Origin of the sequence: Paracoccus versutus, from assembly GCF_029909795.1 — a bacterium.
GTDB lineage: Bacteria > Pseudomonadota > Alphaproteobacteria > Rhodobacterales > Rhodobacteraceae > Paracoccus > Paracoccus versutus.
Window position 1 is genome coordinate 795,003 of the sequence record NZ_CP038196.1, and the last position, 24,955, is coordinate 819,957.

Sequence of the window (24,955 nt, forward strand, 5' to 3'; positions counted from 1 at the left end):
TGCGGTGGGCGGATGGCGTTGTCATCCGCGCGCCCAGCGGACAAACTCGGGCGGTCCCAGCATCGGAATCGCCCATGTATATCCCGCCGCATTTCCACGAGATCGACCCGCAGGAGATCGCCGCGCTCATCGAGGCGGCGCCCCTGGCCTGCATCGTGGCGCAGACCCCCGAGGGGCTGGTCGCCAACCACGTCCCGCTGCTGGCCGGCCCCGACGGCACGCTGATCGGCCATGTGGTGCTGGCCAACGACATGCACCGGCTGATCGCCGAGGGCCAGGAGGTGCTGGCGATCTTTCGCGGCGAGGACGGTTATGTCTCGCCCAATTTCTACCCGACCAAGCCCGAGCACCATCGCCACGTCCCGACCTGGAACTACCAAGTGGTCCATGTCCATGGCGGCATCGCCTTCCAGCATGACGAGCGGGCCAAGCGCGCGGCGGTCGGCCTGCTGACCCGCAGCCACGAGCGGCGGCTGAACGGCGCCGATGCCTGGCGCATGGCCGATGCGCCGGCCGATTACATGCAGCAGATGCTGGCCGGCATCGTCGCCTTTCGCATCGAGATCCGCCGGACGCTGGCAAAGTCCAAGCTGAGCCAGAACCGCGAGGCGCGCGATTACCAGGGCGCCATCGCAGGGCTGAGGGCCAGCGGGCACGCGGCGATGGCCGAAACGATGGCAAGGCGGCGGCCGGGGGATGCCTAGCCGCTGAGCCTCGATAACGGCGGCCGGGACAGGCGCGACAAGCGGCTGGACGGCGGGATTCGAACGGCGCGGCACGCCGGTCCGCGCCTGCGCCATTGCCGGAGAACGAGGGCTTCGATCCCTCGGCGGGTCGATCGGTTGCATTGCAACGGCTATCCCCGACCTTCCGTGGCATCCTGCGCCGGCGAAGCGCAAAGATCACGGCATTCGCCGACGAACACCACGCGCTTTGCGGCGGCGTTCTTTCCCTGCCACGGGCCGCCCTCATGGTCCTGGCGCCGAAACCTCGGCTCGCCGCAGGGCTGCGACTCCGGTTCGGAGGCGGCGTGCTGCGGATCGGTTCCGCCGAACCTGCCTTTGGTTCGAGGGCTGGCAAACCTTGCGAGGGGATCGCAAAGGATATTCGCCCGCCGACCGGAAAATCCCACCATGGGATCGCGGAGGCCATTTGTTCGCAGGCCGGCAAGCCTTGCCGGGGGTGGCAAAGGACATTCATCCGAAGGCCGACAAGCCCCGCCATGGGATCGCAAGGAACAGTCGCCAGCAGGCTGACAAATCTCATGAGGGGAACGCAAAGGACAGCGCCCCGCCGCGGCAAGCCCGGCTTCTGTCGCGGTGCCGGGCGGTTTGGCCGTGCCCCAGGGCTGCAAGCCCGCGATCCGCCGACGCATCGTCCGGGTCGAGGGGACGCGGTCCGTGCGGCGCACGCGGCCGAAAGCCGCAGGCAGAGGCGCCCCGCCGCCCGGTCAGGCGAGGCGCAGCCAGCGCAGCTTGGCCTCAGTCGCGGTGCCGGGTGGATTGGCCCGTGCCGAGGGCTGCAAGCCCGCGATCCGCCGAACGCCTGCCGTCCAGACCAAGGGGGCGCAGTCCGGGCGGGTCGCACGCGGTCGAAAACCGCGGGCAGAGGCGCTCCGCCGCCCGATCGGGCCAGGCGCAGCCAGTGTAGCTTGGCCTCGGTCGCGGTGCCGGGTGGCTTGGCCCGTGCCGAGGGCTGCAAGCCCGCGATCCGCCGAACGCCTGCCGTCCAGGCCGAGGGGACGCGGTCCGTGTGGGTGGTACGCGGTCGAAAACCGCAGGCAGGGGCGCCCCGCCGCCCGGTCTGGCGAGGCGCAGCCAGCGCAGCTTGGCCTCGGTCGAGGTCCAGGGTGGCTTGGCCGGTGCCGAGGGCTGCAAGCCTCCAATCCGCCGAACGCCTGCCGTCCAAGCCGAGGGGACGCGGTCCGTGCGGCGCGCACACGGCCGAAAACCGCAGGCAGACGCGCGCCGCCGCTCGGTCAGGCCAGGCGCAGCCAGCGCAGCCCGGCCTCGGTCGAGGTGCGGGGGGTGTATTCGGCGCTCACCCAGCCGCCATAGCCCGAGGCGTCGATGGCGCGGAACAGTTCGGCGAAGTCGATGTCGCCCTGCCGCGGCTCGTGCCGGCTGGGCCAGTCCGAGATCTGGATGTGCCGCACCCGGCGGGCATGGCGCTGCCAGACGGTCAGCGCATCGCGATGGATCATCTGCGCATGATAGACGTCGAATTGCAGGCCCAGGTTCGGGGCCCCGACCTCGTCCAGGATCTCGGCCGCCAGTTCGAAACTGTCGAGGAAATAGCCCGGCATGTCGTTGCGGTTCATCGGCTCGATGGTCAGGCTGGCGCGGGCGTCGCGGGCGCAGGCCCATTTCAGGTTCTCGACGAAGGTGCGCCGCGCCAGCCCGCCCTGGGCCTTGCCGGCCATCACATGCAGGTGCTTGACCCCCAGCGCCCGGCCAAAGCGCAGGGCACGGTCGAAATCGCCGCGAAAGCGCGATTCGTTGCCCGGCTCGGCGGCAAAGCCGCGCGGGCCGCCGGCCCAGTTCGGCGGCGGCGTGTTCATCAGCACGAACTCCACCCCCGCCGCCTGCGCGGCCTGGGCCAGTTCCTTGACCGCGAGGTCATAGGGAAACAGGATTTCCACCCCGCGAAAGCCCGCGCGCTTTGCGGCGGCGAAGCGCTGCAGCATGGGCATTTCGGTGAACAGATAGGTCAGGTTGGCGGCGAATCGCGCCATGGTCAGGGCTCCAGGGGAAAGACCGTCCCTCCCGAGTGCAATTCCATACGCCCGTTTTCGCCGGGCATAGCCGCATCGGCCAGTCGGTAGAATGTCTTGCGGTCGATCAGTGCCCAAAGACCGCGGCGGATATGGACATAGGGCCGCGGCTCCTCCGGCGTCCCGCGCATTTCTATCGCATGCTCGGGGCCGGCGCTGACCCGGTCGCCCACATTGGTGGTGAAGACGATGTCTTCGCCGATTTCGGCATCGACGGCGATGAAGGGCGCGTCGACCACGCGGATGCCGACCTTTTCGACCGGGGTGACGAGGAAATAGCCATCCCCCTCGCGCTTCAGGATCGAGGCGAAAAGCCGCACCATTTCCGGCCGGCCGATGGGCGTGCCGTTGTAGAACCAGCTGCCGTCGGCGCGGATCTCCATGTCCAGGTCGCCGCAGAAGGGCGGGTTCCACAGATGCACCGGCGGCGGCCCCTTTTTCGAGGCGCGGCTGGCCGCGGCGGCGATTCCGGCCGCATCGCTCACGGCATTGTCAGTCTTTTCCTCCATTCCCTGTGGACCCCGTCACACCTGCCTTTATGTTGTCCTAGAACAGAAACGGGGCATTGTCATGGCCGAGAATGAGAAACTGGTTTCCGAAGTCCTGACGCTGACCGACCGCCTGGCCCAGGCCCGCGCCAGCGTCGAGCATCGCTTCGTCGGCCAGCATGCCGTGGTCGAGCAGGTTCTGGCGGCGATCCTGTCGGGCGGCCATGCCCTGCTGGTCGGCCAGCCGGGGCTGGGCAAGACCATGCTGGTCGATACGCTGGCCACCGTGCTGGGGCTCGACTCGGCGCGCATCCAGTTCACCCCCGACCTGATGCCGGCCGACATCCTGGGCTCCGAGGTGCTGGACATCCGGCCCGACGGCACCCGCGCCTTCCGCTTCATCGAGGGGCCGGTCTTCACCCGGCTGCTGATGGCCGACGAGATCAACCGCGCCAGCCCGCGCACGCAATCGGCGCTGCTGCAGGCCATGCAGGAGGGCGAGGTCACCATCGGCGGCGAGCATCGCCCGCTGGGCCGGCCCTTCCACGTGCTGGCCACCCAGAACCCGATCGAGCAGGAGGGCACCTATCCGCTGCCCGAGGCGCAGCTCGACCGTTTCCTGTTGCAGATCGACGTGGACTATCCCGACCGCGACACGGAGCGCGCCATCCTGCTGGCGACGACCGGGGTCGAGCAGGGCCGGGCCCATGCCGTCTTCGACGCCGAGGGGCTGGTCGCGGCGCAGGCGCTGATCCGGCGCATGCCGGTGGGAGAGACGGTGCTGGACGCGATCCTGGACCTGGTGCGCGCGGCGCGTCCCGGCGCGCCCGAGGCGCCGGGCTGGATCGCCGACACGCTGGTCTGGGGGCCGGGGCCGCGCGCGGCGCAGGCGCTGACGCTGGTCACGCGGGCGCGGGCGGCGCTGAACGGCCGCTTTGCGCCGACGCTCGACGATGTCGAGGCCATGGCCGCCCCGGTCCTGCGCCACCGCATGGCGCTGAGCTTTGCCGCCCGCGCCCGCGGCGAGACCATCGAGGGCGTGATCGCGCGCCTGCTCGGCGACCGGATGCGGGCGGCGGCGTGAAACCCCAGGCCGATCAGCTGCGCGCCGGCGCCGAGGCTGCCTCGGCCGCCTTGCCTGCGCTGATGCTGTCGGCCGAGCGGCTGGCGGCGGCGCTGGTGCCCGGCGCGCATGGCCAGCGCCGCGCCGGCATGGGCGAGGATTTCTGGCAATACCGCCCGGCCACGGCGGGCGATACGGCGCGCAGCATCGACTGGCGCCGCTCGGCCCGGTCGGATGCGCAGTTCGTGCGCGACCGCGAGGCGCAGGTGGCGCAATCGGCGGCGATCTGGGTCTCGGCCGCGGCGGGCATGGATTACACCGGCAGCGCCGAGCGGCCCAGCAAGCGCGACCGCGCCGACCTGCTGGCGCTGGCGCTGGCCATGGCGCTGCTGGCGGGTGGCGAGCGGGTGGCGCTGGCCGGCCAGCCGCCGCGCCCCGGCCGCCTGCAGGCCGAGCGCATGGCCGAGGCGCTGGTCGCGCGCGCGCCCCTGCCGGGCGACGAGGACGCCCCCCCGGCCGAGGCCCTGCGTCCCGGCCAGCGCGTCATCCTGTTCGACGATTTCCTGGGCGATCCGCAGCCGGTGCTGGACTATCTGGCCCGTGCCGCCGGCCTGGGCGTGCAGGGCGCGCTGATGCAGGTGCTGGACCCGGACGAAGAGGGCTTTCCCTGGCGGGGGGCGGTGCTGTTCCGCTCAGCCTCGGGGGCCTTGCGCCACGACACGCGCGACGCGGCCGGGCTGCGCGCGGCCTATCTGGCGCGGCTGGCCGAGCGCCGGGCGCAACTGACGGGCGCCGCGCGCATGGCGGGCTGGCATTTCGGCACGCATGACACCGGGGCGGCGCCGTCGCAGGCGCTGCTGTGGCTCTGGTCGGTGCTGGAGGGCTGATGCTGCTGATCGGTCCCATCGGCTTCCTGACGCCCTGGATCCTGGCGGCGCTGGCGGCGCTGCCGGTGCTGTGGCTGATCCTGCGCGCCATGCCGCCTTCGCCGAAGCTGGTGCGCTTTCCCGGCACGCGGCTGCTGCTGGGGCTCAAGGATCCGCATCCGGTGGCGCGGCACACGCCCTGGTGGCTGCTTCTGCTGCGGGTGCTGGCGATCGCGGCCCTGATCCTGGGCTTTGCCGGCCCGGTGTGGAAGCCCTCGCCGGATCAGGCCGGGCAGGGGCCCTTGCTGGTGGTGATGGATGCCGGCTGGGCGGCGGCGCCAGACTGGCCGCAGCGCCAGGCCCGCGCCCTGCGCGCGCTGGACCGCGCGGCGGCGGCGGGGCAGCCGGCGGCGCTGCTGGTCGCCGACGGCACCGCGACGGGCGCGCTGCCCTTCCTGCCCGCGCCCGAGCTTGCGGCGCAGCTGCGCGCCCTGCGTCCCGCGGCATGGGAGACGCGCTATCCCCCCGACCCGCAGGCGGCGCTGGCCGAGGCGCCCGCGGGCCTGTCGGTGCTGTGGCTCAGCGACGGGCTGGACCATCCCGGCCGGGGGGAATGGCTGGCGGCGCTTGCCGGGCGCGGCAGCGTGACCGTGGTGCCGCCCGACGGCCCGCGGCAGTCGCTGGAACTGGTGGCGGGCGACCAGCCGGCGCTGCGGCTGCGCTCGACCGGGGCGGCCGCTGCCGATGTGCTGGCCATCGGCCTCGACCCGCAGGGCACGCCGCGCGAGCTGGCGCGGCTGCGCCCCGGCGAGGGCGGCGGGGCTTCGGCGGATGCGGGCGTGACCAGCTGGCTGGTGCCCATCGACCTGCCCTCGGAATTGCGCAACCGCATCACCCGCTTCGAGGTCGAGGGCCATGGCTCGGCCGGGGCGGTGCTGCTGGCCGACGATTCCCTGCGCCGGCGCAAGGTCGCGCTGGCCGGCGACGACCGCGCCGGCGAGGGCCAGCGGCTGCTCTCGCCGCTGCACTACCTGCGCCGGGCCCTGGCGCCGACCACCGACCTGATCGAGGGGGGGCTGGGCGACGTGCTGCAAGCCTCGCCCGACGTGATCGTGCTGGCCGACCAGTTCGGCCTGGCCGAAGAGCCGGGCCTGCGCGAATGGGTCGAGGGCGGCGGGCTGCTGATCCGTTTTGCCGGGCCGCGCATGGCCGCCTCGGAACGGCTGGCCGAAGAGCCGCTGCTGCCCGTGCGGCTGCGCGCCGGCGGGCGCGACATCGGCGGCGCCCTGGCCTGGGGCGAGCCGCGCAGCGTCGCGCCCTTTGCCGCCGACGGGCCCTTTGCCGGGCTTTCGGTGCCCCAGGACGCCACCGTGCGCGCCCAGCTTCTGGCCGAGCCCGCGCCCGACCTGGGCGACCGCACCATCGCCCAGCTTTCCGACGGCACGCCCCTGGTGACGCGGGCGGCGCTGGGGCAGGGGCAGCTGGTGCTGTTCCACACCACGGCCAATGCGGAATGGTCGAACCTGGCGATCTCGGGCCTGTTCGTCGAGATGCTGGACCGGCTGGTGCGCAGCGCGCGGGTCGGCAGCGCGGCGCCCGAGGCGGATCGCGCCGAACAGCCCTTTTGGCTGCCCGAACTGGTGCTGGACGGCTTCGGCCGCACGACCGAGCCGCAGGATGCCACGCCGGTCGCCGCGGCCGATTTCGCGCGCGGCCCGGCGCCGGGCGCCCCGGCCGGGCTTTATCGCGGCGGCGAGCGGGTGGCGGCGCTGAACGCGGGCGGGCCGATGTCGCCCGCCGACTGGCCCGGCGCCCGCATCGAGCGCGCGGCCGAGGCGCCGGGCCTCGACCTGCGCGGCTGGCTGGTCGCGCTGGCGGCGGTCCTTTTCGCGCTGGATGCGCTTGGCAGCGCCTGGCTGGCGCGCGGCAGGCAGGGGGCGACGGCATGAGGTGGCTTCTGACCCTGGCCGCGCTGATCTGGGCCGGCGCGCTTTGGGCGCAGGACGATCCCGCGGCCCCGCCCGACCCCCATCTGATGCGCGCCGCCGACGAGGTGGCGCTGGCCTATGTGATCACCGGCGATGCCGAGGTCGATGCCGCTTCGGAAGCGGGGCTGCGCGGCCTGTCCCATGTCCTGACCGCCCGCACCACGGTCGAGCCGGGCACGCCCATCGGCATCGACCCCGAACGGGACGACCTGTCGCTGCTGACCTTCCTTTACTGGCCGGTGACCGAGGCGCAGGCCCCGCCCTCGCCCCAGGCCTATGTCCGGCTGAACCATTTCCTGCGCTCGGGCGGGATGATCCTCTTCGACACCCGCGACGGCGACATCGCCGGGCTGGGCGGGCCGGACGGCGGCGCCGCGCTTCAGGGGCTGGCGGCGCCGCTGGACATCCCGCCGCTGGCGCCGATCCCCGCCGATCACGTCATCACCCGCAGCTTCTACCTGCTCAGGGATTTTCCCGGCCGCTACCAGGGCCGCGAGGTCTGGGCCGAGGCGCCCCCCGCCGATGCCCAGGCGGCCGAGGGCGTGCCCTTCCGCAATCTCAACGACGGCGTCTCGCCGGTCATCATCGGCGGCAATGCCTGGGCCGAGGCCTGGGCGATGGATGAGAACGGCCTGCCCATGTTCAGCATCGGCTCGGGCTTCGAGGGCGAGCGGCAGCGCGAGATGGCCTATCGCTTCGGCGTCAACCTGATCATGTATGTGCTGACCGGGAACTACAAATCCGACCAGGTGCATGTGCCCGCCCTGCTGGAGCGGCTGCGGCAGGAGGAGGTCGTGCAATGAGTGGCCTTGCCTTCGATCCGCTGCTGCCCTGGCCCTTGGTCGGCGGGCTTGCGGCGCTGGCGCTGCTGGTGGCGCTGTGGTCGTTGTGGCGCGGCCTGCGTGGCTGGGCCTGGCGCGGCATCGCCGGGCTGGCGGCGGCGGCGGCGCTGGCCGGGCCGGCGCTGGAATCGGGCATCCGCCACAAGTTGTCGGACATCGTGATCCTGCTCGACGACCGCAGCGCCAGCCAGTCGCTGCCGGGCCGGGCCGAACAGACCGATGCCGCCGTCGAGGAACTGACCCGCCAGCTTTCCGCCCTGCCCGATACGGAAATCCGCCGCGTGACCGTGGGCGACGACCCGGACGGCACCCAGGCCGGCACCGCGCTGACCCGTGCGCTGGCGGCCGAGCCGCAGGCCCGGCTGGCCGGGGTGATCGCCGTCACCGACGGGCTGGCCCATGATGCGCCGATGGTCCCGGCCTCGGCCCCGGCGCCGGTGCATGTGCTGCTGACCGGGCAGGCCCAGGACTGGGATCGCCGGCTGGTGATCGAGGAAGCGCCGGCCTACGGGCTGATCGGCAAGCCCGTCACCATCCGCCTGCGCGTCGAGGACCAGGGCGCCGTTCCCGTCGAGGTGGCGCAGACCCCCGCCCGGCTGCGCATCCTGCTGGACGGAGAAGAGATGCGCAGCCTCGACCTGCCGCCGGGGGTGACGCTGGACCTGCCGGTGGTGCCGGAACATGCCGGGCAGAACGTGGTCTCGATCGCATTCGACCCGCCCGAGGCGGCGGTGCCGGAACTGACCGACCGCAACAATGCGGCCGCCGTGCAGATCCAGGGCGTGCGCGACCGGCTGCGGGTGCTGCTGGTCTCGGGCGCCCCGCACGCGGGGGAACGGACCTGGCGCAACCTGCTGAAATCGGATGCGAACGTGGACCTGATCCACTTCACCATCCTGCGGCCGCCGGACAAGATGGACGCGGTCCCCGTCGAGGAGATGTCGCTGATCGCCTTTCCGACCCAGGAGCTGTTCATGGAGCGGATCCGGGATTTCGACCTGATCATCTTCGACCGCTACCGGGTGCGCGGCATCCTGCTGCCGCAATATTACGACAACATCCGGCGCTATGTCGAAGAGGGCGGCGCGATCCTGGTCTCGGCCGGGCCCGAGATGTCCTCGGTCGAAAGCCTGAACCTGTCGCCGCTGGGCGCGATCCTGCCTGCGCGCCCGACCGGCCGGGTCTATGACGAGCCGTTCCTGCCGCGCCTGACCGACGAGGGCGAGCGGCACCCGGTGACCGCCGGCCTGCAGGGCGCCCCGGTCGAAGGTTCGCAAAGCCATTGGGGCCGCTGGCTGCGCATGTCCCAGGTCATCCCCGACCCGCGCACCCAGGTGGTGCTGAGCGGGGCGCGGGACGAGCCGCTGCTGCTGCTCAGCCGGGTGGGCGAGGGGCGGGTGGCGATGCTGACCTCGGACCAGGTCTGGCTCTGGGGCCGCGGCTTCGAGGGCGGCGGGCCGCAGCTCGAACTGCTGCGCCGCATCGCGCATTGGTCGATGCAGGAGCCGGAATTGGAAGAAGAGGCGCTGCTGGCCGATGTCGGCGGCGAGCTGACGGTGACGATCACCCGCCGCACCATGAACCCGACCGCCGGCCCGGTGACGATCACCCGCCCCGATGGCCGGACCGAAGAGGTGGCGCTGGCCGAGGCCGGCCCCGGCCGCTTCACCGCGCGCTGGACCGCGCCGGGGCCTGGGCTCTACCGGCTGGCGGATGGCGAGATCAGCCGGGTTCTGGCGCTCGGCCCCGCCGCGCCGCGGGAGTTCGAGGAAACCGTCGCCTCGGGCGCCGTGCTGGGCCCCTTGGCCCAGGCCACGCAGGGCGCGGTGCTGCCGCTTTCCGACGGCATGCCCGGCCTGCGCACGGTGCGCGAGGGACGGCCGGCGCATGGCCAGGGCGTGGGCGGGGCGTGGATCGCCATCACCCCGCGCAATGCGGCCTCGGTCAGCGGCATGACCCATCGCCCGCTGCTGCCCGGCTGGGCCTGGCTTGCGCTGATCGCCGGGCTGGCGCTGGCCGGCTGGCTGGCCGAGGGCCGCGGCCGGCTGCGCGCCCAGGCGGCGGCAGGGGGCTGACGCGCGAAACTTGCCAAGATCGCGCGCCGTTGCTAGGCAAATGAAAACATTCCAAGAGGACCGCATGGCCGCCGCCCCGAACGATGACCAGACCGCCTATATCCCGCCGACCGAAGTCGATCTGGCGATGGTCAAGCGCATCCTGCCGCATCGCTATCCCTTCCTGCTGGTGGACAGGGTGCGCGACATCGTGCCGGGCGAAAGCTGCGTCGGCGTCAAGAACGTGACCTCGAACGAGCCGCATTTCGAAGGCCATTTCCCGCAGGAGCCGGTGATGCCCGGCGTGCTGATCATCGAGGCCATGGCGCAATCGGCCGCGGTGCTGGTCGGGGTGACGCTGGACCTCGCCGACAAGGGCATGGGCACCTATTTCATGTCCATCGACAAATGCCGCTTCCGCCAGAAGGTGGTGCCGGGCGACGTGCTGGAACTGCACATGAAAACCCTGCGCGGCGGCGGCAAGATCTGGAAGTTCGAGGGCCGCGCCCTGGTGAACGGCCAACTCGCCGCCGAGGCCGAGGTCATGGCCATGCTGAACCGTGGCGAGAATGGCTGAGACCCGCATCCATCCCTCGGCCGTCGTGGACCCTGCCGCGAAGATCGGCGCGGGATGCGAGATCGGCCCCTTCTGCGTCCTCGGCCCCGAGGTCAGCCTCGGCCGGGGCGTGGTGCTGAAATCGCATGTCGTGGTGGCGGGCGAGACCGCGATCGGCGACGAAACCATCGTCTTTCCCTTCGCCTCTCTGGGCGAGGTGCCGCAGGATCTGAAGTTCCGGGGCGAGCGCACGCGGCTGGAAATCGGCGCCCGCAACCGCATCCGCGAATATGTGACGATGAACCCCGGCACCGAGGGCGGCGGCGGCGTGACCCGCATCGGCGACGACGGGCTCTTCATGGCCGGCAGCCATGTCGCGCATGATTGCCGGATCGGCGACCGGGTGATCCTGGTCAACAACGCCTCGGTCGCCGGCCATTGCGTACTGGAGGACGACGTGATCGTGGGCGGGCTGTCGGGCGTGCATCAATGGGTGCGCATCGGCCGCGGCGCGATGATCGGCGCGGTGACGATGGTGACGGCGGACGTGATCCCCTTTGGCCTGGTGCAGGGGCCGCGCGGCCATCTGGACGGGCTGAACCTGGTGGGGCTGAAGCGCCGCGGCGCCTCGCGCGAGGACATCCACGCGCTGCGCGACATGTTGGCGCAGCTGGGCCGGGGCAGCTTCCGCGACACCGCCCGGCACCTGGCCGAGGCCGAGAACGGGCCGATGGTGCGCGAGGTGCTGGATTTCATCCTCGGCCCCTCGGACCGCAGCTTCCTGGCCCCCCATCCGTGAGAGCGCATCCATGAGCCGCATCGCCCTGATCGCCGGCGAGGGCAGCCTCGCCCCCGCCATCGCCGCGGCGCTGGACCAACCGCTGGTCTATGCGCTGGACAACCTCAGGCCCGAGGTCGAGGCGAAGCCCTTTCGCCTCGAACGGCTGGTGCCCTTCCTGGACGAGCTGGCCGACCAGGGCGTGACGCAGGCGGTCTTCGCCGGCGCCATCCGCCGCCCCAAGATCGAGCCCGAGCTTTTCGACCCCCGCACCTTGACCATCGTGCCGCGCATCCTGATGGGGATGCAGTCGGGCGACGACGCGGCGCTGCGCGCGGTCCTCGACGTCTTCGAGGAAGCGGGAATATCCATCTGTTCCGTCGACCAGATCCTGCCGGACCTGGTGCCCGGCGAAGGCGTCCTGGTGGGCGAGCCCGGCCCGCGCGACCAGAAGGACGCGGCCCGCGCCGCCGAGATCGTCGCCGGGCTCGGCGCATTGGACATCGGCCAGGGCGCGGTGGTGGCTCAGGGGCTCTGCCTTGCCGTCGAGGCGCTGCCGGGCACCCAGGCCATGCTGGAATTCGCAAGGCTGCATGCCGGGCTGAAACCCGATCCCAAGGGGGCTGGCGGCGTGCTCTACAAGGCGCCGAAACCCGGCCAGGACCGGCGCATCGACCTGCCGACCATCGGCCCCGAGACCGTGACCCAGGCCGCCGAGGCCGGGCTGGCCGGGATCGCCTGGGAGGCGGGCAGCGTCATCCTGCTGGACCGGACCGAGGCAATGCGCCGCGCCCAGGCGGCGGGGCTGTTTCTCTGGGCGCGCGGGTGACATGAGTATTCGGGACACGGTGAAAGAGGCTTGCTTCACCGTTTCGCAAATACTCAAGTGACAGGGCCGCGAGAGCGGCGGGAGGGTATTTGGAGAACGAAGAAGTCCAGGTCGCTTCTCTGTTCTTCAAATACCCATGTCGGGGCATGGCAAGCGGAGCGGCGCGATGAAATTCTTCCTGATCGCGGGCGAGCCTTCGGGCGACAACCTGGGCGGTGCCCTGATGGCCGGGCTGAAGAGCCTTGATCCCGGCGCCGAATTCCTGGGCGTCGGCGGTCCTGCCATGGCGGCGCAGGGGCTGGAGAGCCGCTTTCCCATGGAAGAGCTGAGCCTGATGGGCATCTGGGAGGTGCTGCCGAAATATCGCGCGCTCAAGGCGCGGATCGCCGAGACCGCCCGCGCCGTCGCCGCGGCCCGGCCCGATGCGCTGATCACCATCGACAGCCCCGATTTCTGCCTGCGCGTCGCGCGCCAGGCGCGGGCGCTGCACCCCGGCCTGCGCACCATCCATTATGTCGCGCCCTCGGTCTGGGCCTGGCGGGCGGGGCGGGCCGGGAAGATGGCCGAGGTGATCGACCATGTGCTGGCCATCCTGCCCTTCGAGCCGCCGCTGATGCGGGCGGCCGGCATGAGCTGCGATTTCGTCGGCCATCCCATCGCCGCCGAGCCGGTGGCGGGCGCGGCCGAGGCGGCGGCCTTTCGCGCCGCGAACGGCATTGCGCCGGATGCGCCGCTGGTCCTGTGCCTGCCGGGCTCGCGCCGGACCGAGGTGGGCCGGCTTGGCCCGCGCTTCGACGAGGCGCTGATCCGGCTGCGCGACCGGGTGCCGGAGATCCGCGTGGTGATCCCGACCGTGCGCGGCGTCTCGGTCCTGGTGCGCGACATGGCGCGGCGCTGGCCTACAGCGCCAGTCGTGGTCGAGAACCCCGAGGAGAAGCGCGCCGCCTTTGCCGCCGCCGACCTGGCGCTGGCGGCCTCGGGCACGGTCAGCCTGGACCTGGCCGCGAACGACGTGCCCATGGTGATCGGCTATGACGTGGCGCCGCTGAGCCGGCTGGTCATCGGGCTGTTGCTGCGGACCGATACGGTGACGCTGGTCAACCTGGTCAGCGAGACCCGCGCCGTGCCGGAATTCCTGGGCCGCAACTGCCAGCCCGGCCCCATGTCGCAGGCGCTGTTCCGGCTGATCGAGAACGGCGATGAGCGGGCCGAGCAACTGGCGGCGATGGCGCTGACCATGGAGCGGCTGGGGCGCGGCGGCGAGGCTCCGGGCCTGCGCGCCGCGCGGTCGGTGATGGCGGCGATCAGTTCTGCGCCGCGACCACGATGATCTCGACCTTGTAGTCGGGCGTCGCCAGCGCCGATTCGCCGGTGGCGCGGGCAGGCGCGTGGCCGGGGGCGACCCAGGCGTCCCACACCGCGTTCATCTCGGCGAAATCGCCCATGTCGGCCAGCCAGACCTGCGCCGACAGGATGCGGGTCTTGTCCGAGCCGCATTCCGCCAGCAGCCGGTCGATCTGGGCCAGCACCTCGCGGGTCTGCTCGGCCACGGGTTCGCCCGGCTTGCCGACCTGGCCGGCCAGGTAGACGGTGCCGTTGTGGACGACCGCCTGGCTCATGCGGGGGCCGGTCTCGATGCGCTTGATCTCGGACATGGAAAATCCTTTCGGGTTGGGCTGGCGTCAGAAGAGCCGCCAGAAGAACAGTGCCGTCATGCCAAAGCCGATGGCCGCGATCAATGCCCGTAGCGCCGGGACCGGGATGCGCCGCGCCACCGGCGCGCCCAGGTAGCCGCCCAGGATGGTGCCGAGGCTCATCACCGCCGCGGGCCACCAGGCGACCTGCCCGCCCGCCGCGAAGATCGCCAGCGAGATCACCGATAGCGCGAAGGACAGCCAGTTCTTCAGCCCGTTCATCTGGTTCAGCTGCGTCATGCCCCAAAGCGCGAACAGCGCCAGCAGCACGATGCCCAGCCCGCCGTTGAAATAGCCGCCATAGATCGCCACCGGCACCATGGTCCCGGCGCCGAAGGGCGCGGCCGCGTTGCGGTGCTGCGCCGCCCATTCCCGCACCTGCGCGCCCCAGATGAAGACCGAGGTCGCCGCCAGCAGCAGGAAGGGCACCAGCACCGCGAAGGCCTGGTTCGAGGAGACCAGCAGCAGGCACGAGCCGACGATGCCGCCGGCCAGCGTCCAGAAGGTCAGCCGCAGCACCAGCGCGCGTTCGATCTGCGCGATCTCGCGCCGGAACCCCAGCGCGGCGGACAGATAGCCGGGCAGGGCGGCGACCGTGCTGGTGGCATTGGCCGAGACCACCGGCACGCCGCTGGCGACCAGCGCAGGGAAGGTGATGAAGGTGCCGCCCCCGGCGACGGCGTTCAGCATTCCGCCAAGGAAACCGGCGGCAAGCATCAGCAGGGTATCGGTCATGCCGGGCGGCTCCTCTTCGTGGCGGGCGCCCATGCTTAGCCCTGCGGCCCTCGGGCGTCCAGCCGCCGCGGGCCAGACGGGAAAGCGCCCGGAGGGGGCTCCGGGCGCTGTCGGCTAGAAGATGCCGGTCAGGTAAAGCAGGATGATGACGAAGATCGGAACGCCCAGAAGCCAGGCGATGATGCCTTTCATTATTCTCTCCCTTGCTGGTCGAAAGCGGAACGCGACCCGAGGGCGATGGTTCCCGCGGCGCCTTGCCTGAAAAAATCGCCATCCGCCGGGAATGGATCGCGCCGTGCCGCGTAATCCCCCTGCAACCTTCGGATCAAAGGATGAAGCGCATGGCACATTTTCGCGTGATTCTGACGGCGGCCGCATTCGCGGCGACCCTTCCGGCAGCGGCCCTGGCGGATGACGACGACTTTCCCCGCCGTTTCCACCGGGATGGGGTCGAGCGGCTGTTTCTGCGCGTCCCGGACGGCTGGGCCTATCGCGGCTGGTGGCAGGGCGACGACGACCGCCGCGCCTTCCGCCATCGCGGATGGGGCGATGACGACGACGATGATCGCCCGAGGCGGCGGCGGAGGCGGGATCGCGACGACGACAATGACGACGACGATTGAGAAGGGGGCGAACTCGCCCGATCCGCTAGCAAGGCCGGCCCCGAACGGGCCGGCCTTGTCCCGTCAGCGCCCCTGCCGCATGAACGGCGATTGCGGGAAATTTTCCATACACAATGTAAAGCATTGATATTTATTTATAATAAAAACGATGGGGGAACGCGTCTTTATCTTGCAATAAACGATAAACTCTGTCGTAATTATGGTCATGAAGCTCCCGTAAGCAGAGCAAGGAGGACAAGCATCATGACCCGCATCGTTCCCGCAACCGATAATCCGACGGCCGATGGCCGGTCGATTCGCTCTCGCGGCGCGGAGGAGTCCAGGTGCAGGGGTGCCGGTCCGGCGGCACCGGGATTGCGGCGCATCGCGGCGATCGTGGCCAGCGTGGTCGGGCTGGGGCTGGCCGGTCCGGTCCATGCCGACAACAGCCTGCTGAACGTCAGCTACGACCCCACGCGCGAGCTTTATCGCGAGGTGAACGCCGCCTTCGCCGCGAAATGGCAGGCCGAAGGGCATGCGGCGCCGACCATCGAGACCTCGCATGGCGGCTCGGGCGCGCAGGCGCGCTCGGTGATCGACGGGCTCAAGGCGCAGGTGGTGACGCTGGCGCTGGCCTCGGACATCGACCAGATCGCGACGCGGGGCCTCTTGCCCGAGGACTGGCAGTCGCGCCTGCCGCACAACAGCGCGCCCTATACCTCGACCATCGTCTTCCTGGTGCGCGAGGGCAATCCCAAGGGCATCCAGGACTGGGGCGACCTGGTCAAGGAAGGCGTCGAGGTCATCACCCCGAACCCCAAGACCAGCGGCGGGGCGCGCTGGAACTATCTTGCCGCCTGGGCCTGGGCGCAGAAGAACGGCCAGGACCCCAAGGGCTTCGTGACCGAGCTGTTCAAGCATGTCCCGGTGCTTGACAGCGGTGCGCGCGGCTCGACCACCACCTTCACCCAGCGCGAGATCGGCGACGTGCTGCTGGCCTGGGAGAACGAGGCCTACCTGGCGCTGAACGAGCTGGGCGAGGACAGGTTCGACATCGTCGTGCCCTCGGTCTCGATCCTGGCCGAGCCGCCGGTCGCCATCGTGGACAAGAACATCGCCGATGACGAGCAGAAGGCGTTGGCCGATGCCTATCTGGCCTTTCTCTATTCGCCCGAGGGGCAGGCGTTGGCCTACAAGCACTACTATCGCGCCTGGGACGACAGCGCCGCCGATCCCGAGGACGTGGCGCGGTTCCCGCAGCTCGATCTGGTGAGCATCGCCGATTTCGGCGGCTGGAAACAGGCCCAGCCCGAGCATTTCGGCGACGGCGGCACCTTCGACCAGATCTATTCGGGGCAATGACCGATGGCGCTGGCGTTCCGCTTGCAGAAATCCCCCATGCCGGGCTTTGGCCTCGGCATGGGCATCACCCTGGCCATGCTGTCGCTGATCGTCATCCTGCCGGTCGGCGCGCTGCTGGCACGCGACATCAGCTACGGCCCCGAGGCGGTCTGGGCCACGATCAACACGCCGCGGGTCTGGGCGGCGCTTTACCTGTCCTTCCGCCTGGCCTTTCTGGCCGCCCTGGTCAACCTGGTCTTCGGCACGCTGCTGGCCTGGGTGCTGGCGCGCTATGACTTTCCGGGCCGGCGGCTGGTCGACGCGCTGGTCGACCTGCCCTTTGCCCTGCCGACGGCGGTGGCGGGCATCGCGCTGACCGCGCTTTACGCGCCGAACGGCGTCTTCGGCAGCATCGTCCGGGATCTGGGCGGCAAGGTCGCCTATACGCAATGGGGCATCCTGATCGCGCTGATCTTCGTCGGCCTGCCATTCGTCACCCGCACCGTGCAGCCGGTGATCGCCGAGATCGAGCAGGAGGTCGAGGAAGCCTCGGCCACGCTGGGGGCGGGGCGGTTCCATACCCTGCGCCGGGTGATCCTGCCCATGCTGCTGCCCGCGGCGCTGACCGGCTTTGCGCTGTCCCTGGCCCGCGCGGTCGGCGAATACGGCTCGGTCATCTTCATCGCCGGCAACCTGCCCATGAAGACCGAGATCGCGCCGCTCTTGATCGTCATCAAGCTCGAGGAGTTCGACTATGACGGCGCGGCGGCCATCGGCATCGCCATGCTGCTGATCTCGTTCGCCATGCTGCTGGCGATCAACCTGATCCAGATCTGGAGCCGGCGGAGGATTGGTCATGTTTGACAGCACGCTGCACGCTGCCGCCAGCGAAAAACCCGCGAAATGGCGTCCGGTGGCCGAGGAAAGCCGGCCGGTCCGCGTCCTGCTGATCGCCCTGGCGCTGGGCGGGCTGGCCGTCCTGGTGGTGGCGCCGCTGGCCGTGGTCTTTGCCGAGGCCCTTGCACGCGGCGCGGGCCAGGCGCTTGCCTCGCTCACCCGGCCCGAGGCGACCTCGGCCATCCGGCTGACGCTGATCGTCGCGGCGATCTCGGTGCCGGTGAACGCGGTCTTCGGCATCGCCGCCGCCTGGACGATCACCAAGTTCGACTTTCGCGGCAAGGCCTTCCTGATCACGCTGATCGACCTGCCGTTTTCCATCTCGCCGGTGGTGGCGGGGCTGGCGCTGGTGCTCTTGTTCGGCACCAACAGCCTGATCGGCGGCTGGCTGGTCGCCAGCGGCTTCCCGATCATCTTCGCCCTGCCGGGGATCGTGCTGGCCTCGATCTTCGTCACTTTCCCCTTCGTCGCGCGCGAGCTGATCCCGGTGATGATCGAGCAGGGCCGGGCCGAGGAAGAGGCGGCGCTGACGCTGGGCGCCTCGGGCTGGCGCACCTTCCTGACCGTGACCCTGCCCAACATCAAATGGGCGCTGCTTTACGGCGTGCTGCTGTGCAATGCCCGCGCCATGGGCGAGTTCGGCGCCGTCGCGGTGGTCTCGGGCAAGATCCGCGGCCAGACCGCGACCATGCCGATCACCATCGAGATGCTCTACAACGAATATCTTTCGGTCGCCGCCTTCAGCCTGGCCGCGGTGCTGGCGGCACTGGGCCTGCTGACGCTGGCGCTCAAGACCGTGCTGGAATGGCGCCACGCCGACCAGCTTGCCGCAACGCGCCGCCATTGAGGTGTCCCATGCATATCGAGATCGACGAAATCGCCAAGAGCTTCGGTTCCACCACCGCGCTGCACCCGGTCAGCCTGGCCATCCCCTCGGGGGCGCTGGTGGCGCTGCTGGGGCCCTCCGGCTCGGGCAAGACCACGCTTCTGCGCATCCTGGGCGGGCTGGAGTTCCCGACGTCCGGCCGGGTGCTTTTCGACGGGCAGGACGCGACGGGGCTGACGGTGCAAGAGCGCCGCGCCGGCTTCGTCTTCCAAAGCTATGCGCTGTTTCGACACATGACTGTGTTCGAAAACATCGCCTATGGCCTGCGCGCCCGCCCGCGCCGCTCGCGCCCCAACCGGGCCGAAATCGGGCGCCGCGTGACCCGGCTTCTGGACCTGATCCAGCTGCCGCAGATCGGCGGGCGCTTTCCCAGCCAGCTGTCGGGCGGCCAGCGCCAGCGCGTCGCCCTGGCCCGCGCGCTGGCGATCGAGCCACGCATGCTGCTGCTGGACGAGCCCTTCGGCGCGCTGGATGCCCGCGTGCGCAAGGAATTGCGCCAGGGCCTGCGCGAGATCCACGACAGCACCGGCCTGACCACGGTCTTCGTCACCCACGACCAGGACGAGGCGATGGAACTGGCCGACCTGGTGGTGGTGATGTCCATGGGCCGGATCGAGCAGGTCGGCCGCCCGCAGGACATCCGCGCTCGCCCGGCGACGCCCTTCGTGCGCGAGTTCATCGACGCCTGACGCGGCGGCGGCGCGCGCGCATCCCGTGCGTGCCCTCAGTCGATCGGATAGTCGTATTGGCGCAGGAAGCGCCAGATGTTGCGGTTCAGCTGGGACAGCATCTCCAGGTCCTGGTCCAGCCGCAGCATCTCGTCGCTGCCCAGGGTCTGCTTGCGGCCCATGTGGATGCGGTCGCGCCGGTCGGCGATCCGCATCAGGATCGTCGAGACCGAGCCGTCCTCCTGGAAGGACCAGATGCTGTGGTTGTAGCGGTGGCGGACGGCGGACAGCCGGGCGAAGCGCGCCGTCAGCTCCAGCAGTTCCTGCTGCTCCTGCCCGGCGGGCAGGCGCAGCTTCGCAAGACGCTCGACCATCTCGATGCGGCCGCGCGTCGACGTGACCGACAGAAAGACCACCACCGCGGCGCTCTTGTCCATCCCGGTCAGCCCGGCGAGCATGTGGATGAGCAGGCTTTCGGTATTGCTCCAAGCATAGTTCAGCCGCCCGACCCGCAGCAACACGGCATCCAGGTCGGGTTCGACCGCGCTGGCCCCGGCTGTCGGCGGCGGCGCCGTCACGATCGTAATGCGCGATAGCGCATGGCGGCCTCGGTGCGGTTGTGGGCACCCAGGCGCAGGCTGGCATTGCGCAGGTGCAGCTTGACCGTATGGACCGACAGGCCCAGGCTCAGCGCGATGCGCTTGTTGGACTGGCCGTCGGCGACCAGGCGCAGCACGTCCTGCTGGCGCTGGGTCAGGCCAAGCTCGTCCGGGACCGCGGCCGGCATCGCGACGCCGGCCGAGGACATGATCTCGGGAAAGATGTAGTTGCCGCCATGCGCCACCAGCTTGATGACGGAAAGCCAGACGTCGAGCCGGATGTTCAGCGGCAGGATGCTGGCAGCGCGCCGCCGCAGCTCGGCATCCTCGTAGCAGGCCCGGCCGAAGGCGCCGGTGCAAAAGGCGATGGCCAGCGCCACGTCGTTCAAGGCCAGTAGATAGGTGCGATCCTCCTCGGTCAATCCGCGCATGGTCGGTTCGTCCAGAACCAGCAGCGTCGGCCTTTCGCCGGTCAGTTCGGACAGGCTGCGGAAGTCGTCGAAGGACAGTGCGGCCGCCACGGTGATATGACCCAGCTCCTGACTGGTCACTGAAATCAGGCTGTGGGAAAAGTTGCATTGCGTTCCGACAAAGAGAACCTCTGCCGTTCCACGCGCAGGCCGGCCAGACAGCGTACGAATTTCACTGGATACGCCATCGCAAGATGCCATGTTCATGTCATTCCTACCTTCTTGCGTATGGTTTTACTCCCCCGTCCCGGTCGGCCCTCCCAAGCCGACCGGACGGTTCAGCCTAGCAAGTTTTCGCCCGGCCTTAAAGGAAAGAGCGAAAGATAAGTTCAAGAATCACCACAACTTAGTTGTAATATGACCGGGCCACTCCCTCCAAGGTAGAGGCCCCGCTTCGGCGCTTGTCCTTTTGGCGAGGTCGGCCGGGGCCGGGCCCGGTGCCCCTGGCGAAAGGGATTAATCCTTTCGGGCGATGGGGGGGATGTCCGGGGCCGGTCGGCTATAGGCCCAATAGGGGTTCTTCGGGTATTCGGGCAGCCCCCCCTCTAGCCTTTTCGAGCAGCTAGGCCGAATCGGTGGGCGGGGCGTAGCCTTCCTTCAGGTCGGCGAACCGGGTTTCCTCCGGGCCGGCCGCAGGGGGCCGCGCAGGGTGGTATGCGGATCCCCCTTATCAGCAGCAGGACGGGGACGGTCGTGCCGTCGTGACGGTGGGCATTTGCCCGGCGACCGCAACCGGCTTGCCTTCATCCACCGAAACCGGGCGGGCAGGCGTGCTTGTGAAGGATCTGGCCGCATCTTCCCCGCCTCTAGAGGAGGAAATGACGATGGTTGGCAGCCGCAACATGAATCTCTTCGCCTGGCCGATCAACAACCAGAACCAGGATCAGGACCAGGATCAAGACCAGGATCAGGGCCAGGGTCAAGGTCAGGGCCAGGGACAGGGCCAGCTGAACAAGCAGGGCCAGGATCAGGACCAGGACCAGGGTCAAGGCCAGGATCAGGGCCAGGGTCAGGACCAGGGCCAATCCCAGACCCAGAGCAACGCGAACGACAACGCGAACTCCAATGCCAATGCGAACAGCAGCGCCTCGGAGACGCTTGCCTATAACGCTGCGGGCAACGTGGCGGGCAACCTTGCCGGCAATGCGGCCAAGAACAAGGCCGACAACGACGCCAGCAACGATGCGCATAACGACGCCAACAACGACGCGCGCAACGATGCGACGAACGACGCCTACAACAAGGCGGTGAACACGGCCTATAACAATACCGATGTCGAGACCAACGTCTCGACCAATGTCAGCGTGGGCCTCGACCTGGAGGGATGGCAGCCGACCGACAATGACTATGCCGACATCGACCTGAACAACGCGCATGGCAGCATGGGCGATTTCCTGGTCAACCGCGACGGCAACATCAGCATCGGCACCGACGACATCAATATCGAGAACGTGCTGAACAATGCCCTGAACGGCGGCGGTGCCGACGTGGGCATCATCATCCCGCAATCCGGGACGATGAACGACCAGGACGACCTGAGCGACGCCCATGTCTCGAACAATGCCGACTTCAACCAGAACGGCAGCGTCAACGGCGGCACGGCCACGGCCGAGCGCGGCATCGATGCCGGCAGCGAAGGCGGCCGGGGCGGCAGCGGCGGCAGCGCCGACGGCGGCTCGGGCGATGCGGATGCCGATGGCGGCAAGGCGCTGGCCTCGGGCAGCCATTCCGATGGCGGCAACGGCGGCGACGCCGCGGCCTGGGGCGGCGACGGCGACGGCGGCGGGGCCCTTGGGCTTGGCCTGGGCGCCGGCCAGGGCGGCTCGGCCAATGGCGGCGATGCGGCGGGCCTTGGCGCCGGCATCGGTGCCGGGCTGAGCGGTGACGCAAGCGGCGGCGACGCCGGGGCCGGCAGCCTGGCAGGCGCGCTTGGCGCCGGGGCCGGCGGTCCGGGTGGTGCTGGCGGGGCCGGTGGCTCGGGCGGCGGCACCGGCTCGGCCGATGCCGGTCCGACCGGCGCGCTTGGCCTGGGCCTGGTCGGCGTGGGCGTCAACAGCGACAGCGGCAATGGCGGCACCTCCGGCGACGGCGGCGACGGCGGTGCGGGTGACGCGGGCGGCGCCGGCGGCATCGGTGCCGGGATCGGTGCGGCGCTTTCCGCCGCGGCGGCCATGGCGGGCGATGCGACCTCGGGCGATGCCGGCGGCGCGGGCTTCGGCGCTGCCCTGTCGGCGGCCGGCAACGGCGGCCGTGCGGACGGCACCGGCGAAGGCTACGGCGATGCCGTGGGCGGCAACGGCCTGGGCGGTGCGGCCAATGGCACCACCGGCGGCGCCGGCGGCGCGGCCAGCTCGACCGGCGGCTATGCCCTGGGCGGCAGCGGCATGAACACCAGCAGCGGCAATGGCGGCGACGGCGGCCAGGTGATGTCGGGCGACGGTGGCTATGCTCATGCCGGCACCTGGGGGTCGAACAATGGCGATGACGGCTATGTCAACGGCTATTCGACCGCTTCGGCCGACTCGATCCTGGATACCTCGGCGTTCAACCAGAGCATCGTGATGGGTGCGAACGTGCTGGGCAACACCGTCGACATGACCGTGGTCGGCGGCGATCTCAGCTCGTCGGTGATCGGCCAGGACGATCTGGGCTGACAGGCCCCCACGCGAACGTCCTGCGCAGGGTCTTCCTGCGCAGGTTTCCGTTTAATTGATTTCCCTCGGCCTTGCCGGAATTGTTTTATCGAGGAAGGTGGCAGACATGCTGGTGATCGACGCGACAGAAGAAGCGATCTGGCACTTCATCGGAATTTTCCACCTTGCGGAAGAACATGGGCGGATGCGGATCGAATACGATCGCCTGACCGCCCGGAAGGCCGGCCCCGACCTGGGCCCGGTCGAACCGACCCACCAGGCGGCCGACCATTCCTATCAGCCGCTCGATTACCAGCCCGAGATCCGCTACGCACCGCCCTATCGCCCCGGCGAGGGGCTTTCGGCCGATCCGGCCCCGCCCGTGCTGGTGCTGGACCACCATTTCCCGCGCGCCTCGGTTTCGCCCGAGGTGATGTCCGCCAGCATGCCCAATGCCGGCGTGCCCTGGTCCGCCAAGCCGCCGGGCGGCGTGGTGACGCCGGTGCCGGAATGGGTTCTGCCGGTGCCGGGCTCGGTCGCCGTCATCGTGGTCCAGAAGACCCGGCTGGCCGATGACGACCAGGTGAATGCCGACGCCATGCGCGAGGGGGTGGTCGATCTGCAGCTGTTGACGGACCGGCTGGAATCGCTGGCCGCGCAGGCCGAGCAGCTGGGCATCGCCCTGCCGGTGGCGATGCCGGCGGACGAGCCCGCCTTTCGCCTGATCGCTGAGACCTTCCGCCAGACCGACCTGCCCGAGACCGAAGCCCCCGGCGCCGAGGTCCATGCGCGCCAGGGCGCCGATGCCGAGGGCCTGTACCAGAACGGCGTCAAGGTCGATGCCCGTCCCGACATCGACGCGCTCATGCCCGCATACCGCCAGGAGGTGGCGGCCGAGCAGGCGCGCGAGGCGCAGGAGGGCGCCCCGGTCACCAGCCGCGACGGCCCGACCTCGGCCGGTCCCACCAGCGTTGCCGGCCCCGGCGAGATCGGGCAGGGCCATGACCTGATCCTGGGCAACAATACGCTGATCAACCAGGTCACGATCCATTCCGCCGCGGTGACGGCGCCGGTCGTCGCCGTGGCGGGGGGCGTCTACAGCTACAACATCATCAGCCAGACCAATGTCTGGAGCGATACGGATGCGCTGGGCGGCCTTGCCGCCGCCGCGCAGGGCCAGGCCAGCCCGACGCAGGGGCTGAACTTCGCCAGCTACACCAGCTTCTCGAACCCGATGCCGGTGCCGCAGGGCGACGATGATGCGCCGCAATACTGGGTGACGGCGACGCTGGAGGGCAGCCTCATCAGCATGAACTGGATCGAGCAGTTCAACCTGATGTCGGACAACGACATCGCCTCGATCACGCTTCAGGCCAACCAGACCCTGCTGCTGATGGGCGAGAACGGCGCGCTGAACCACGTCTCGCTGCTGGAGCTGGGGATGAGCTACGATCTCATCATCGTCGATGGCCAGGTCATCAACCTGAACGCGATCCTGCAAACCAACGTGCTGCTGGACGACGACCGCATCATGGTCAGCGACGGCCATGGCGGCAGGATCAGTTCGGGCGACAACCTGCTGATCAACGATGCGACCATCCATCAGGTCGGCCTGTCCGGCGTGGTCGCGACCGGCGCGGACCATGCGGCGATGCTGGCGGGGGCGGCGGCGGGCGATGTCAGCCTGCCGCAATCGGTGCTGAACGATCCCGCCTTCCAGGGCCTGGACCTGGTGCGGGTGCTGCATATCAAGGGCGACATGGTTTCGGTCAACCTGGTGCGGCAGACGAACGTGCTGGGCGATGCCGACCAGATCGAGGTCTATCGCGACGACCTTCTGCAGGCGGGGGGCGAGATCAACGTCGTCACCGGCTCGAACCTGCTGGTGAACGCGGCGGTGATCGCCGAGTTCGGCGTCGATGCGACGATCTATGCCGGTGGCGAGGTCTATTCCGACGCGCTGCTGCACCAGGCCGAACTGGTCATGACCCACGATCCGCTGATGCCCACCCCGCCGCCCGGCCTGGCCAGCGAGGCGGTGCTTTTCCTGGCCGAGGGGATGCTCGGCGACGATGCCGGCGACGGCGATTTCGTGCCGATCGGCACGAATGCCGATGTGCCCGCCGACATCATGCAAACGGTGCTGGCATGACCCGATCCGACAAGACCAGCGAGCGGCTGGTGCTCGAACCC

The 24,955-nt window shown here is 69.9% G+C and carries 23 protein-coding genes; 17 read left to right on the forward strand and 6 right to left on the reverse strand.

Annotation, left to right across the window (positions count from 1 at the left end; translation table 11 throughout):
- Positions 1-74: 74 nt before the first annotated feature.
- Positions 75-704, forward strand: a complete 630-nt coding sequence (locus E3U25_RS03910) for an FMN-binding negative transcriptional regulator (protein WP_116221141.1) — start codon at positions 75-77, stop codon at positions 702-704.
- Between the two features lie 1,274 nt (positions 705-1,978).
- Here the strand turns inward: E3U25_RS03910 and E3U25_RS03915 are convergent.
- Together E3U25_RS03915 and E3U25_RS03920 are read right to left on the reverse strand one after the other, a co-directional pair.
- Positions 1,979-2,734 (reverse strand): hydroxypyruvate isomerase family protein, encoded by a 756-nt coding sequence (locus E3U25_RS03915; protein WP_036755700.1) that lies wholly within the window; start codon positions 2,732-2,734, stop codon positions 1,979-1,981.
- Between the two features lie 2 nt (positions 2,735-2,736).
- The gene (locus E3U25_RS03920) at positions 2,737-3,282 is read right to left on the reverse strand and encodes a DUF1285 domain-containing protein (RefSeq protein WP_072460837.1); all 546 of its coding nucleotides are present in this window, start codon (positions 3,280-3,282) and stop codon (positions 2,737-2,739) included.
- Positions 3,283-3,343: 61 nt separating this feature from the next.
- Between E3U25_RS03920 and E3U25_RS03925 the strand changes: the two genes are divergently transcribed.
- From E3U25_RS03925 to lpxB, 9 genes are all read left to right on the forward strand, one after another.
- On the forward strand, positions 3,344-4,345 hold the full coding sequence (locus tag E3U25_RS03925; RefSeq protein ID WP_036755694.1) for an AAA family ATPase: 1,002 nt from the start codon (positions 3,344-3,346) through the stop codon (positions 4,343-4,345).
- Positions 4,342-5,211, forward strand: a complete 870-nt coding sequence (locus E3U25_RS03930) for a DUF58 domain-containing protein (protein ID WP_116221140.1) — start codon at positions 4,342-4,344, stop codon at positions 5,209-5,211. Before E3U25_RS03925 ends, E3U25_RS03930 begins: the two co-directional genes overlap by 4 nt.
- Positions 5,211-7,139, forward strand: coding sequence for a BatA domain-containing protein (locus E3U25_RS03935; RefSeq protein ID WP_338117740.1), 1,929 nt, complete (start codon positions 5,211-5,213; stop codon positions 7,137-7,139). Before E3U25_RS03930 ends, E3U25_RS03935 begins: the two co-directional genes overlap by 1 nt.
- Positions 7,136-7,981 carry a DUF4159 domain-containing protein gene (locus E3U25_RS24900; protein ID WP_338117739.1) on the forward strand — a complete coding sequence of 282 codons (846 nt, stop codon included), beginning with the start codon at positions 7,136-7,138 and terminating at the stop codon, positions 7,979-7,981. The genes E3U25_RS03935 and E3U25_RS24900 overlap by 4 nt, the downstream gene beginning before the upstream one ends.
- The gene (locus E3U25_RS03940; RefSeq protein WP_116221139.1) at positions 7,978-10,095 is read left to right on the forward strand and encodes a hypothetical protein; all 2,118 of its coding nucleotides are present in this window, start codon (positions 7,978-7,980) and stop codon (positions 10,093-10,095) included. The genes E3U25_RS24900 and E3U25_RS03940 overlap by 4 nt, the downstream gene beginning before the upstream one ends.
- A 127-nt stretch (positions 10,096-10,222) precedes the next feature.
- Positions 10,223-10,651: a 3-hydroxyacyl-ACP dehydratase FabZ gene (fabZ, locus tag E3U25_RS03945; RefSeq protein ID WP_370362694.1), complete on the forward strand. Its 429-nt coding sequence runs from the start codon at positions 10,223-10,225 to the stop codon at positions 10,649-10,651.
- The gene (gene lpxA, locus E3U25_RS03950) at positions 10,644-11,429 is read left to right on the forward strand and encodes an acyl-ACP--UDP-N-acetylglucosamine O-acyltransferase (RefSeq protein WP_036756798.1); all 786 of its coding nucleotides are present in this window, start codon (positions 10,644-10,646) and stop codon (positions 11,427-11,429) included. Before fabZ ends, lpxA begins: the two co-directional genes overlap by 8 nt.
- 10 nt (positions 11,430-11,439) lie before the next feature.
- Positions 11,440-12,237 (forward strand): LpxI family protein, encoded by a 798-nt coding sequence (locus tag E3U25_RS03955; protein ID WP_036756803.1) that lies wholly within the window; start codon positions 11,440-11,442, stop codon positions 12,235-12,237.
- Between the two features lie 166 nt (positions 12,238-12,403).
- Entirely contained in the window at positions 12,404-13,567 is a 1,164-nt protein-coding gene (gene lpxB, locus E3U25_RS03960) for a lipid-A-disaccharide synthase (RefSeq protein ID WP_036756947.1), read from the forward strand.
- On the opposite strand, the gene E3U25_RS03965 is transcribed toward lpxB, so the two are convergent.
- Positions 13,542-13,892: a RidA family protein gene (locus E3U25_RS03965; RefSeq protein ID WP_036756808.1), complete on the reverse strand. Its 351-nt coding sequence runs from the start codon at positions 13,890-13,892 to the stop codon at positions 13,542-13,544. The two genes, lpxB and E3U25_RS03965, sit on opposite strands and share 26 nt — an antisense overlap.
- A gap of 27 nt (positions 13,893-13,919) precedes the next feature.
- Positions 13,920-14,666 (reverse strand): sulfite exporter TauE/SafE family protein, encoded by a 747-nt coding sequence (locus E3U25_RS03970; RefSeq protein ID WP_036756811.1) that lies wholly within the window; start codon positions 14,664-14,666, stop codon positions 13,920-13,922.
- A gap of 332 nt (positions 14,667-14,998) precedes the next feature.
- Here E3U25_RS03970 and E3U25_RS03975 point away from each other — a divergent pair, with 332 nt between their 5' ends.
- The 5 genes from E3U25_RS03975 to E3U25_RS03995 all read left to right on the forward strand — a co-directional run bounded on the left by E3U25_RS03975 (position 14,999) and on the right by E3U25_RS03995 (position 19,081).
- Positions 14,999-15,289, forward strand: coding sequence for a hypothetical protein (locus E3U25_RS03975; RefSeq protein WP_281029272.1), 291 nt, complete (start codon positions 14,999-15,001; stop codon positions 15,287-15,289).
- 243 nt (positions 15,290-15,532) lie between these two features.
- The gene (locus E3U25_RS03980; protein WP_370362693.1) at positions 15,533-16,630 is read left to right on the forward strand and encodes a sulfate ABC transporter substrate-binding protein; all 1,098 of its coding nucleotides are present in this window, start codon (positions 15,533-15,535) and stop codon (positions 16,628-16,630) included.
- A 3-nt stretch (positions 16,631-16,633) separates the two neighbouring features.
- A complete protein-coding gene (gene cysT / locus E3U25_RS03985) occupies positions 16,634-17,473 on the forward strand; it encodes a sulfate ABC transporter permease subunit CysT (protein ID WP_116221137.1) in 840 nt (279 codons plus the stop codon).
- Positions 17,466-18,353, forward strand: coding sequence for a sulfate ABC transporter permease subunit CysW (cysW, locus tag E3U25_RS03990; RefSeq protein WP_181180931.1), 888 nt, complete (start codon positions 17,466-17,468; stop codon positions 18,351-18,353). Before cysT ends, cysW begins: the two co-directional genes overlap by 8 nt.
- An 8-nt stretch (positions 18,354-18,361) precedes the next feature.
- On the forward strand, positions 18,362-19,081 hold the full coding sequence (locus E3U25_RS03995; RefSeq protein ID WP_036756950.1) for a sulfate/molybdate ABC transporter ATP-binding protein: 720 nt from the start codon (positions 18,362-18,364) through the stop codon (positions 19,079-19,081).
- Positions 19,082-19,116: 35 nt separating this feature from the next.
- On the opposite strand, the gene E3U25_RS04000 is transcribed toward E3U25_RS03995, so the two are convergent.
- The gene (locus E3U25_RS04000; RefSeq protein WP_052095984.1) at positions 19,117-19,638 is read right to left on the reverse strand and encodes a hypothetical protein; all 522 of its coding nucleotides are present in this window, start codon (positions 19,636-19,638) and stop codon (positions 19,117-19,119) included.
- Complete coding sequence (locus tag E3U25_RS04005; RefSeq protein WP_052095986.1) at positions 19,635-20,210, reverse strand: helix-turn-helix transcriptional regulator; 576 nt, start codon at positions 20,208-20,210, stop codon at positions 19,635-19,637. Before E3U25_RS04005 ends, E3U25_RS04000 begins: the two co-directional genes overlap by 4 nt.
- Positions 20,211-20,953: 743 nt before the next feature.
- Here E3U25_RS04005 and E3U25_RS04010 point away from each other — a divergent pair.
- Both E3U25_RS04010 and E3U25_RS04015 read left to right on the forward strand, forming a co-directional pair.
- Positions 20,954-22,783, forward strand: a complete 1,830-nt coding sequence (locus E3U25_RS04010) for a hypothetical protein (protein ID WP_208861522.1) — start codon at positions 20,954-20,956, stop codon at positions 22,781-22,783.
- Between the two features lie 106 nt (positions 22,784-22,889).
- On the forward strand, positions 22,890-24,914 hold the full coding sequence (locus E3U25_RS04015) for a hypothetical protein (RefSeq protein ID WP_116221134.1): 2,025 nt from the start codon (positions 22,890-22,892) through the stop codon (positions 24,912-24,914).
- Positions 24,915-24,955 lie beyond the last annotated feature (41 nt).